We start from the raw sequence: 10,677 nt of genomic DNA on the forward strand, positions 1-10,677 counted from the left end.
CTGCATAATAGCAAAATAAGAATAGGAGACGTACGTCGTGAATTCTTGTATCATCATTGAAAGAAATATTTTCTATTTTTCTAATTTCATCTTCAGTAAGGGCGGTCTTAGTTCCTTTTTCCTTTTTAAGCTTAAATCGTATGAATGGATCTTCTTCTGAGGTGATCAATTTATCTTTAATTGCTTGCTTAAACCACTTACGAATGAACTTAATATTATTATGTATGGTGTTTACCTTATTGTTTAATTTTTCTCTCAAAAATTTTTCATACTTCTCTAAATATTCCACAGTGATTTCGTCAAACTTAAGATTCTTATTAGTATGGAAGAGTCGAAGTTTAGCAATAGATGAATTGTAGTTGTTGATGGTACTTATCTTTGCTTTTCCTGTTTCTTTTCTTATCTGTCCTTCTGCATATGCAAAAAAGTCAGTGTAGGTTTTTCCCTTTAACTTCTCTTTTACATAGGTTAGAATTACCTTACCGAATTTCATTTCCGATTCTAATAGTAACGCTTCCGCATCTGAAATTTTCTTCGCCAAGAGAGCATTCAATTGCTTAAAATTTGGATAACTTTTTTTAATTCTTGAAGTGGTAATATCCCAATCTTCTCCTCTTACTGAATATCCTAATCCAATGAATAAGGACTGTCTTTTAACTATAATTCTTAAGTAGAGAGGAATAAACCCCGCCTTATTTATCTTATCCTTTTTTGCTATTACTCTTACAGGTTGTGCCATGTTAGAACTATTAATGGCCGTAATTTATAAACCTGCCTTGAATTTTTTATATTGTTTTAGTCCTATTTTTATTAAATCTATGTTGTAGGTGTTTCTTAGGGTATTATGATATTTGTTAGTTTTATTTGTTGTAATGCATTGAAAATCAATACAACATTGATTCCATTATTTTAGGCAATCAAAAATTATTTTATCTGAATATATTTTTTTTGCTTTGTGTCATCATTAAATAATACAAAATTAGATTTTGAAAAAAAGAAATTATGAATTTAGAAAAACGATACAAGCACCTAAGAAATGATAGGTACTTACCAGAGCAAAATAATCTGGCCATGGAGGTAAAGCTTAAAGGTCTGGAAGATATTTCTGCATTGCTTTTTGAAATAAAAGAGCTTAAAGCTGAGATCAGACAATTGATTGAACGTGATAAAAAGAAAGTCTATACAATTAAAGAAGTGGCTGAAAAGCTGAGTGTATCGGTAGGTACAATTAATAATAGAATTTCAGTAGGAAAGATTTCCTGTATGCAAGATACTGTACGTGGAGTGCGCACAATTTCCTCAGAAGAAATTGAAAGATATTTAACAGCACAAGAAAATAAATTCTAACATGGAAAAAGATGGATTACAAAATGAATTTACGAGTTCTAGTAGACCTCCTTAAGCCCAATAATTAGAAGGGTTATACTTCTTCTGAAATAATATTTGTTAGAGGAAAGACTATACTGAGGCTTTACTGCAAGAGATAGATTGAATGCTCTGAATGAAAGGGACGTATTGTATAGTAGTGGAAGTGGAGATTAAGAATAAGTATAAATGAGAGGTGAAAATGACATAGATAACATGGCTTAAGGAAAAATTATAAACTATAAAAACAAGAAAGGAATAAAAATGAAAAACACAAAAGTAAAAAGTCTGAATCAAAAGCAATTGAAAAAAGAAATTCATTCGAAAGGCATAATAACTATTACTAATAATGTACCAGGCATTTGCGATGATGAAATCGAAATCACGCCTATAAACTCTACTGAATATAGAATAGTGATTAAAACTGTTGAACCACAGTATCCTATTACTTGTGTTGCAGATGAACCAGCGCATATCATAGATTATTGTTATGCACTTCTTGCAGATTTAGCGGAAGCAAGAGAAGCCTATCATAGAAAAGGATTGGAGTTTCCATACTTTTTCTCAATACCTGTTTCAATTCAAGATGAGATAAATAATTTGATTACAGAATTAATGAAGGTTTGTGCAAAACAAGTTGGATGGGGGCCTGGCAATCAAAAGTTAAGTAGGGATAAAAAAATGGAATTATGAGTAAATCATTACAAAAAATAATCACCTACCTCCGAAAGAAGTATAGTTTCCGATATAACGAAGTTACAGGAAATTATGAATACAAACTCTTAACAAGTCCAGCCTTCAAAAGGCTGGACGATAGAGCTATCAATTCATTAGTAGTAGAGATGAATCTTGCTGATGTTTTAGTTACAAAGAAAACATTGGAAATCCTTTTAGGGTCGAATTTCTGCACACTTCATAATCCGTTAAGGTCATACTTTGAGGGTTTGCCTGATTGGGATGGACATGATTACATAAAGGATTTGTGTGACACAGTTCCCACAAGTGTTTCAGAACTGTGGTACAAATGGTTCTCAAAATGGTTGGTTGCTCTTATAAACTGTGCCCTTAACAATATCGCTAACGGTACAATAATAGTCTTGGTAGGAGATCAGGGGACAAGAAAAACTACTTGGTCGAAAACACTAATTCCAAAAGAACTTGGAGAATATACCTATTCAGGAAGTATTGACCCTACTAATAAGGATACTGCGATCACCTTATCAGATTGTTTTCTTGTCATTCTGGATGAACTTGGAAATTTGAACAGAGGTGAAATAAGAGATTTGAAGAACATCATCACTGAGGAAATCATTAATCATAGAGCGCCTTATGAAAGATCAAAGAAGAGAATGAAGAGACATGCCTCTTTTATTGCTTCTGTCAATGACAGACAGTTTCTAACAGATACTACTGGCAACAGAAGATTTCTACCAATTCCAGTATCGCTAATTAATGCAGATCATGCAGTTGATATAAATAAGGTATATGCTCAGGCCTATTCACTTTTAAAATCGGGATTTAGGTACTGGTTTGATAAACAAGAATTGGATGAGCTTAACGAGCATAATTCGCAATTCGAAATTCCAACTTTGGAAGAAGAACTATTGCTTAAAAAGTATATTCCTGCTGATGAAACAACAGCAATAGAATGTTTAATGACTTCTGAAATTTTAGTGCAACTGAGTCAAGAATTTAAATTGCCTATAAATGGTTCAACTCAATATCAGTTAGGTAAAGCATTACATAAACATAAATTCACTTGGAGAAATAAAGGAAAGAGAAGGAGGTGGTTTGTAAAGCCAACGCCTATTATAGCTGACGATTTATATTGCATTACGACAGCTAATAAGGATAAAAGTGGAGATGAAAAAATAGACAGCGAAACGAAACTAAATTATCCAATGGGTAATAAAAATAATTTTAAAGTGAATAGTTCTTTCTTAGATAATGATATAAAAGAAGTTACTTCAACTGTTATGAATAGTCTTAGTGAAGATTACAAGAAGAGTAATAAAACCCCTGACTCCTCTGATTCCTGGCTCAACAATAAATAATAAAAAAAAATTAATAATAATAAATATAACAATATATAATGTGTTCAGAAAGTATCAAATAATGAGATGGCAAAACCTAAAATTACATATTCAAATCTTAATGCCTACATTCCATACTATCTATGGAGTGATTTAGGAAATCTTAAAACTTCTGCTGACAAGTGCAAAATTAAAATGGATAGTATCTATTCTTTTCTTCACCTGATTTATTGGAAGCTACTATATACTAACATAGGAGAAGATAAAAAAGAGAAACACTTTACAATAAGCAATTGGGTGAGAATTAATACAGAAACTCTGAAAATTCTTCTTTCAACTTCTTACAAAAAGGTAATTGACTTTTTGCAAAGAGAAAATGTAATAGAAGTTAATCAGTCTTATTGCAATATTGGTAAGCATTATCCCAAAAGCTATAGACTTCATCCGAATCTGTATGTTGGGAAAATAAAAGTTCAACATTTTAAGAAAGTTGAGATTACAGACCACTGCACCAAAAGAGCAATTTATAACCTTAAAGAATTGTATAATTCAGCATCTTTGAAAAATACAGATTCAGAAGATATACACAGATTACTTTTTGAAAGCCACAGACAACTGAGGTTTAATGTTGAATCATTTAAGAAGCAAATTGAATTGGTATAACAGAATCAGATAGATTGGCCTAAAAGAAGTAAGAGGAGAAAAAGGAACCAAATCAATGTTCCATTGGAAGCGTATCAAATGTTAATGAATTTAGCAAATGATGGTTATTTATTTAGGGAGTCTGTTGATAAGTTTGGTGAAAGAGTCCACTATTTGGCTACGAGAATTTGGAAAGGAGTAAGACCATTTTATTATTTTGAAAATTCTTCACAATCGAAACTTACTGAGATAGATTTTTCAAATTCACAACCATACTTTGCTTCAAAGGCAGTAACACTTGTGCCTGTTCTCGTTCCTGAATTTTTACCAATTCTTCCTTTACTTGAAAATCTAAGTAACAAAGAAGATTTTAAAAAATTCGATCAGCTCTGTACAAAAGGAAGAATTTATGACCATTGGGTAACTATTAGAGGATATAAGCCAGAGCAGAGGAATAAGGCAAAAAGTGAGTTTATTAAAATCTTATATGGGAAACTTGATCAGAAGGTTGATTATGCCATAAAAGCTTATAACGCTTTTGAAAAAGAATTTCCATCAGTAGCAGAAGCTTTTGTAAAAATAAAATCATTAACGGAAAGAGAATTGCCCTTTATAAAGGAGGTTTACTTAGACAAGGACGGAAGTTTTATTCCAAAGTATCATTGTAATTTGTCTTTGTTGCTTCAGCGATGTGAGTCTAGATTTATTATCAAAACTGTTTGTGATAGATTATTCAAAGACGGTGTCCAAAATTTTATCACAATCCATGATTCGTTTCTTACAACAGAGGAGAATGTTCAAGTAATTAAGAATATTATCGCATCAGAGTTTAGAAAGTTAAGCATTGAACCTCCAGTATTAAAAGATGGAATGAAAGATTTATTTGTAAAAAAGTGACACTATGATTATAAGATATACACAAATTCTTGATAAGAAATGTAAGTGCGGAGGCAATTTATACATTCTGAAAATTAAAGGCCAAGTCTACGACAAGACGACACGATGTCTTCAATGCGGTAACATAACAGTAAAGCTGGATTTTGACCCGAATACAGAAATAAAATTGCTTCCATATCAGAGATATACTTCATCAGGTGTTCAGAATCTTCTTTTATTGGTTTATAAGAATAAAGCATTCTTGGAAGGCTTTCCGGTTGGTAAAAAAGATTTGGCTGAAAGAGCATTGGAAATTGTTAAGGAAGATAGAGATAAACTTATGTATGCTAGAATTTCATATTTAGATAAGAACAGCAAAAAGTGGTGTGTTGTTGATCTTTTAAATAATAAGAAGATTGATAGAGTTGAAATGCTTGGATTTGATGTAGAGCAGGTCTATCAGTTTCTTTATTCAAAGAATGACGCTCCAAGAACGCAAAAACCATTATTTTAAAAATTCAAATGTTTCCTATATTATTTAATTTGTGCTATGTATAGAACCCCCTACTTATATGGATTGGATTATAGATTTTCTGAGTTCATTAATTTGTTGATTATAGAAGAAAATGCCAAACAATTGGACCAATTTGATAAAAAAAAGAAGAAATTTCTGCTTGTTAATTCCAATGATACAAGAAATGGTAAACTGTTATACGGTTACGATGGACGTATTGTTAGAGTCAAGAATGTTAAAGATAGATGCTATTTGATAGGTTCTGATATTTTTTCATCAGATGAGTTTAAAGAAAAATCAGAGTCAGATAATCCTAGGTTCACAACTCATTCTTGTTGTTCAAAAGTAGGTATCGAAATGCTAAACAGTATTGGAGATATTTTTAATCATTCTAAAATTGGATATGTAATTTTGCAAGATTTTTATATCGATGGTAAAGGCAATGATAAAAGTACAGAGTTCGTTAATGTCCAGTTGAAAGTGAATGAAAGAATAATTGAGTATGATTTTCAGAATTCAGTTTTGTTTTTACTTGTAGATGGAAAAAATATAGACACCGATTTAATTACCTTAGGAGAGTTCAACAAGCTTAAAGATTCTGTTTATAATAAAATTGAGTTCCTTATTCAATTTTTGATAGATAAATTCAATCTGAATTTTTCTGAGGAGCTTTTAATGTTTTCAAAGTTTATTGAGCAGAGCAAAAAAGTTGAAGGTCGTGATACAGTGATATAGAATCTTTCTAAGTTAACTTCATTTGATATTTCGTTAGAAATATCAAATGAAGTTTTTTTTGTTAATTACATATTTTTTAACCTTTCCATAAGTGTGTGTTACCTTTACCAAAAATGACTCTCTTTTTATTTTTTTTTAAGGTTATGATTAAATACTCTCTCCCTAGCATATCCTATATCCTTTTAGGGTAACTATTTTTATTGTTTGATAATGAACATTTCTAGCGTTGTAAAATGTCCTGTATCCCTTTATTCCTATTCATTTTTGCGCTTAACAAAAATTGGTTGGCTTCAGAGTGCCTATCGAAGATAGGCTCTCTGAAAAATATGGTTGGAAGTTATCAGGTTTGATGGCATTTAAATAATGTTTGTTAACCTTCCCATACTGACTATAGCGTTAACTTGTCATTTTAATGTAATTCAGAACTACCTTATGACAAGCATTTTTTTAGTCTCAGAGAAGCTTTCTATTGTGCTTAATTGATAATAATATGTTCCTGTCTGAAGATCAGAATTGTTAATAATGAGTGAGCTTGACTGACTATCTACGTTATAGGTTTTTATTAAATTTCCATTTGCATTAAAAAAAAAGATTTCTCCATTACTACCATACGGCAAGTTAAAATCTATTTTGGCTATACCATTTGATGGGTTTGGAGATGGAAAGGACATCTCAAGATTGTTAAGAACATCTTTTTTTAACAGCGTTGAAGTAGTGTTCAACTTACCTGGTAAAGTGTAAATAAAATATTGGATGTTTGTAGATGGGCCATAAAATAATTTGTTATTTAAAATCATTTTGGTTCCTGTGGTCGTGTTACTGAAACCAAATGATTTAATCATACATTTTCCAAGAGGTAAGTTATCCCAATCCAAACCATTAAATGCGACAGAATCTTTCGAAAATAGTATGGACCCATTTTCATCAATAACTTTTATTATGGTGGAATCTATGCTAAGACTTCCAGAAGAGTTAGAGCGACATGTATACATTATACCAAATTCAATTGTATTATCACTGTTAAATAAATTATCACTGATCCCACTAATTATAAAGTTATTAATTCCAGGAGTTGAAGATGGACAGCCATGTGGAATTGGTATCGTTTTGTACAAGGAATGATCCAAATTGTATAGAGTGAGTTTGTAATTCTCTTCATCCAATTTAGCATCCAAAACTCCCCATTTTTGTCCTCCGCTCGACAATTTTATTAATTGAAGTTCAGTTTCGAGATAAGGTTCATTGGGAAACGAATAGGTTTTTTCTAAAGTAATTTGTCCGAATACAGAGGAAGTAGCTAGACAGTAAAAGATTATTACTAATGAGCAAATTTGTATTGGTTTTGACCAGCAATTCATTGAAAAATAGATTTTTAAGAGGTTTTTCATAATTTTATAGTTAAAAGTTATTTTATGGCAAATTTAATATATTTTTAAAAATTATGGCAAATTTGCCTCAATAACTTTACCCTCTTTTCTTCATAATTGCCTGGTGAAGAGAAAGAAGAATTATATTCGGAAAGAAGAGGAATTACAGGCTTTCGGTAAGCATTTAAGAGCTATCCGAAAGAGAAAGAATATGACATTAGAGACGTTAGCAGCTCTTTCAGAAATAGAATATAGTCAGGTGAGTAGGATAGAGAGAGGAGTAATTAATACAAGTCTTAGTAACGTATTTGTGCTGGCTGAGGCATTGGAAGTCACATATAAAGATCTATTTGATTTTTGATTCTACTAAGACTTTCAAATCATTTTTGGGTTGGATAATTTTTATTTTTTGAGGCATAATCAGATTTATCACATCGTTGACAAAAGTCATAAGATTTTTAGCTGCCATAAGTTAGAGCAGAATTTGTTGGCAATTTAATGTAAATTGTATTTATCTAATATTTTTTGAATATATTTGCTGTAATTATTGTATTTATAAGGTATTTCCTAATAAAAGAAAGGGGACTTAGATGTCAGATCAAATTAATATTTCTACTAGAAGTTTTAATATGAGTCAAATCAAGGGCAAGAATACTAAGCCAGAGATATTAGTTAGAAAATTCCTTTTCTCAAAAGGATTGCGATATAGGTTAAATAGTAGAAATCTTCCTGGAAAACCTGATATAGTATTGGCAAAATATAATACAGTCATTTTTGTTAATGGATGTTTTTGGCATGGACATGCAGGCTGCAAGTATTTTACAATTCCCAAAACTAGGACAGAATGGTGGAGGGAGAAGATTAATAAGAATATGGAGAGGGATAAGAAAGTAATTAAGGAATTAAATGAGAGAGGTTGGATTGTAAATACGATTTGGCAGTGTGAATTAAAAGTTAAAAACAAAGAAAAAGCTTTGAATGATTTATTGATTAATATTTTGAAATATCAATAAATAAGGAGAATTTGAAAATAAGTATTTAGATTAACAGTGGGCACTAAAAGGAAATATAGAGTTATTGACTCTTTTTGTGGCGCAGGAGGATTGTCGCTAGGTCTCCAAAAGGCAGGATTTGAAATCAAGCTGGCTTTTGATAATAATGAATGGGCAGTAAAAAGTTATAATAATTTTTTTGAGGGTAATCATTGTAAACAACTTGATATTACAAAGATATCAGGAAATCAACTTCTGAGAGAGTTGGGATTGGAGGAAGGGGAACTAGATCTTTTTGCAGGAGGTCCTCCTTGTCAAGGTTTCTCTAGACAAAAAAAAGGTGCAGAAAATGGTGACGAAAGAAATAACCTTGTTCTTGATTATGCAAGGCTCGTTACTCAGTTATCACCTAAAGTTTTTTTGCTGGAAAATGTAGATATGTTGGGATTGAAAAGAGGAGAAGAATTTTTAAAAAAGATTAAAAGACGTTTAAGTAATTACAATCTCTATCCTAATTTTTATAACTCTGCAGATTATGGAGTTCCTCAAACAAGAGTTAGGTTCATTACAATTGGAGTAAGGAAAGATATTGAAATTCCATTCGAAATACCCAAGCCCATAAGCAGAGAGAAATGGAAAACTATTGGGGATGTATTGAGTGGTTTACCTGAACCTCCAGTGGACTATTCTCCTCATCCGAGTATATTTAATCATCAATTGGCTAAAATAAGTGAAATAAATACCATAAGATTTTCTCATGTACCTCAAGGTGGTGGTTGGAAAGACATTCCTTTTGACCTAAGATTGGAATGTCATAAAATTATAGATACCTCTAAAGGCGGTTGGCCAGATGTATACGGAAGATTGGATTGGAACGGACAGTGCCCCACTATTACCGGAGGATTTGACAGTTTTACAAGAGGACGTTTTGGACACCCTAAGGAAAACAGAGCAATTACAGCCAGAGAAGCAGCATTGATACAAGGATTTCCTTTGAATTTCGAATTTATTGGAAATAGAGGAGAGGTTAGAAAGCAAATTGGAAATGCAGTACCTCCACCTCTCGCAAAGGAAATTGGCTTGGCTATTAAAAAAATACTTGATAATACCAATCAATCGAAGTTAGAAAAGTCCTTAGTCTCTTCTATAAAATCAGAGAAAGTTTTAACATGAATTTTAGGAAAGACATCATTTAACTTTAAATACGCAGTCGGTATATCAAGATAATAAACTCGTTTCATCTGCGCGATAAACATTTGATATAGTTGCCATTGTTGAGGCAAACAAATTTCAATAACCTCAAGAGATTTCTTGTCAACTTTAGTCTCGGAAAGACAAGCTAGGGTGCCATAAAATCTTCCGTTTCCGTAAACTCCATCTAAAACTCTTTGATGAGCCCAAACTTGGATAACTCTCTCCCGTGTTGAGGTTTTAATAGGAACATGAAATTTAGCCTTTCCCTTTCCTAAATCGAAGATATAGTCAGTAGGAAGCGCTGTTGCCTTATCAAGGTTAAGGACGTCGACTCGAGTTTTTGGTGTTACATTCAGTCTTTTCGAAAAACAATGTCCAATAAAATGTTCGAAAAATGTTCCAGGTGTTTTTTGATCCCCTATCTTTTCCAAATCAATTATAGCGCAAAAACTGATTGCAATTGTATAGCATGCTTTATCAATATCTAGAGACTTAATGCTTTCAAAATTATTATTTTCTAAGGACGTTAAGAATAACAAGAGAACATCAATATCATCTGTAAAAAGGTCCATTCTTACTGCGCGGGAATTCTTTTTGTCTTCGCAAAATGAAAAATATTCCTTACCAACAACTTTTGAAATTAAAGTTATTCTGGTCGAGGTTTTTAAGTATTCTTGGCATGCTATTGTCAGTTTTGTTAGTGCAACGGAAAAACTTGAAGAGCTTAAGTCTTGACAAGGGAATTGTCTAATTTGGTTATATAGCTTTTCTATCTCAGGAAAATTTTTCATCTAAAAATATAAATTGATCTTGTTATTTTCTGTAAGATAGAAAAATTAGGTTTATTCTCAATTAATCATTACTCATTACTCATTACTCATTATTCTAAAAACTTTAATAATTCGTCAACTTTAGATTTTCGTACAATAGAGTTGGCGCGATCAAATGGGAAATCATCC

At 31.7% G+C, this 10,677-nt stretch carries 13 protein-coding genes; 10 read left to right on the plus strand and 3 right to left on the minus strand.

Translation table 11 applies throughout. From position 1 onward, the window contains the following. Positions 1–739 (minus strand): phage integrase SAM-like domain and Arm DNA-binding domain-containing protein (locus J7604_RS25880; RefSeq protein WP_293903164.1); only part of this gene is annotated, 739 nt, incomplete at its 3' end. 263 nt (positions 740–1,002) lie between these two features. Between J7604_RS25880 and J7604_RS25885 the strand changes: the two genes are divergently transcribed. From J7604_RS25885 to J7604_RS25915, 7 genes are all read left to right on the plus strand, one after another. Continuing rightward, a complete protein-coding gene (locus J7604_RS25885; protein WP_293903167.1) occupies positions 1,003–1,347 on the plus strand; it encodes a helix-turn-helix domain-containing protein in 345 nt (114 codons plus the stop codon). Positions 1,348–1,629: 282 nt separating this feature from the next. Continuing rightward, positions 1,630–2,058, plus strand: a complete 429-nt coding sequence (locus J7604_RS25890; protein WP_293903169.1) for a hypothetical protein — start codon at positions 1,630–1,632, stop codon at positions 2,056–2,058. Continuing rightward, positions 2,055–3,419, plus strand: coding sequence for a VapE domain-containing protein (locus J7604_RS25895; RefSeq protein ID WP_293903172.1), 1,365 nt, complete (start codon positions 2,055–2,057; stop codon positions 3,417–3,419). The genes J7604_RS25890 and J7604_RS25895 overlap by 4 nt, the downstream gene beginning before the upstream one ends. A 66-nt stretch (positions 3,420–3,485) precedes the next feature. After that, positions 3,486–4,061, plus strand: coding sequence for a hypothetical protein (locus tag J7604_RS25900; protein ID WP_293903175.1), 576 nt, complete (start codon positions 3,486–3,488; stop codon positions 4,059–4,061). An 84-nt stretch (positions 4,062–4,145) separates the two neighbouring features. Next, the gene (locus J7604_RS25905) at positions 4,146–4,937 is read left to right on the plus strand and encodes a hypothetical protein (protein WP_293903178.1); all 792 of its coding nucleotides are present in this window, start codon (positions 4,146–4,148) and stop codon (positions 4,935–4,937) included. Positions 4,938–4,941: 4 nt separating this feature from the next. Then, positions 4,942–5,430, plus strand: a complete 489-nt coding sequence (locus tag J7604_RS25910; protein WP_293903181.1) for a hypothetical protein — start codon at positions 4,942–4,944, stop codon at positions 5,428–5,430. A 36-nt stretch (positions 5,431–5,466) separates the two neighbouring features. Continuing rightward, the gene (locus J7604_RS25915; RefSeq protein WP_293903184.1) at positions 5,467–6,165 is read left to right on the plus strand and encodes a hypothetical protein; all 699 of its coding nucleotides are present in this window, start codon (positions 5,467–5,469) and stop codon (positions 6,163–6,165) included. 425 nt (positions 6,166–6,590) lie between these two features. Here the strand turns inward: J7604_RS25915 and J7604_RS25920 are convergent, their stop codons facing one another. Then, positions 6,591–7,553 carry a T9SS type A sorting domain-containing protein gene (locus tag J7604_RS25920; protein ID WP_293903187.1) on the minus strand — a complete coding sequence of 321 codons (963 nt, stop codon included), beginning with the start codon at positions 7,551–7,553 and terminating at the stop codon, positions 6,591–6,593. A gap of 103 nt (positions 7,554–7,656) precedes the next feature. On the opposite strand from J7604_RS25920, the gene J7604_RS25925 reads away from it, so the two are divergent. From J7604_RS25925 to J7604_RS25935, 3 genes are all read left to right on the plus strand, one after another. Next, positions 7,657–7,893 (plus strand): helix-turn-helix transcriptional regulator, encoded by a 237-nt coding sequence (locus J7604_RS25925; RefSeq protein WP_293903190.1) that lies wholly within the window; start codon positions 7,657–7,659, stop codon positions 7,891–7,893. A gap of 229 nt (positions 7,894–8,122) precedes the next feature. After that, positions 8,123–8,545 (plus strand): very short patch repair endonuclease, encoded by a 423-nt coding sequence (locus tag J7604_RS25930; protein ID WP_293903193.1) that lies wholly within the window; start codon positions 8,123–8,125, stop codon positions 8,543–8,545. A gap of 36 nt (positions 8,546–8,581) precedes the next feature. Further along, positions 8,582–9,697 carry a DNA cytosine methyltransferase gene (locus tag J7604_RS25935; RefSeq protein ID WP_293903196.1) on the plus strand — a complete coding sequence of 372 codons (1,116 nt, stop codon included), beginning with the start codon at positions 8,582–8,584 and terminating at the stop codon, positions 9,695–9,697. Here J7604_RS25935 and J7604_RS25940 read toward each other — a convergent pair. Next, a complete protein-coding gene (locus J7604_RS25940) occupies positions 9,637–10,509 on the minus strand; it encodes a hypothetical protein (RefSeq protein WP_293903199.1) in 873 nt (290 codons plus the stop codon). The two genes, J7604_RS25935 and J7604_RS25940, sit on opposite strands and share 61 nt — an antisense overlap. Positions 10,510–10,677: the final 168 nt, after the last annotated feature.

This window comes from Sporocytophaga sp., assembly GCF_017745095.1.
GTDB lineage: Bacteria > Bacteroidota > Bacteroidia > Cytophagales > Cytophagaceae > Sporocytophaga.

What these genes read in the sequence shown, in the direction of transcription:
- J7604_RS25910 (WP_293903181.1), top strand. Translation starts at nt 4,942, where the DNA reads ATGATTATAAGATATACACAAATTCTTGATAAGAAATGTAAGTGCGGA.
- J7604_RS25940 (WP_293903199.1), bottom strand. Translation starts at nt 10,509, where the DNA reads ATGAAAAATTTTCCTGAGATAGAAAAGCTATATAACCAAATTAGACAA.
- J7604_RS25905 (WP_293903178.1), top strand. Translation starts at nt 4,146, where the DNA reads ATGAATTTAGCAAATGATGGTTATTTATTTAGGGAGTCTGTTGATAAG.
- J7604_RS25890 (WP_293903169.1), top strand. Translation starts at nt 1,630, where the DNA reads ATGAAAAACACAAAAGTAAAAAGTCTGAATCAAAAGCAATTGAAAAAA.
- J7604_RS25920 (WP_293903187.1), bottom strand. Translation starts at nt 7,553, where the DNA reads ATGAAAAACCTCTTAAAAATCTATTTTTCAATGAATTGCTGGTCAAAA.
- J7604_RS25885 (WP_293903167.1), top strand. Translation starts at nt 1,003, where the DNA reads ATGAATTTAGAAAAACGATACAAGCACCTAAGAAATGATAGGTACTTA.
- J7604_RS25915 (WP_293903184.1), top strand. Translation starts at nt 5,467, where the DNA reads ATGTATAGAACCCCCTACTTATATGGATTGGATTATAGATTTTCTGAG.
- J7604_RS25930 (WP_293903193.1), top strand. Translation starts at nt 8,123, where the DNA reads ATGTCAGATCAAATTAATATTTCTACTAGAAGTTTTAATATGAGTCAA.
- J7604_RS25900 (WP_293903175.1), top strand. Translation starts at nt 3,486, where the DNA reads ATGGCAAAACCTAAAATTACATATTCAAATCTTAATGCCTACATTCCA.
- J7604_RS25895 (WP_293903172.1), top strand. Translation starts at nt 2,055, where the DNA reads ATGAGTAAATCATTACAAAAAATAATCACCTACCTCCGAAAGAAGTAT.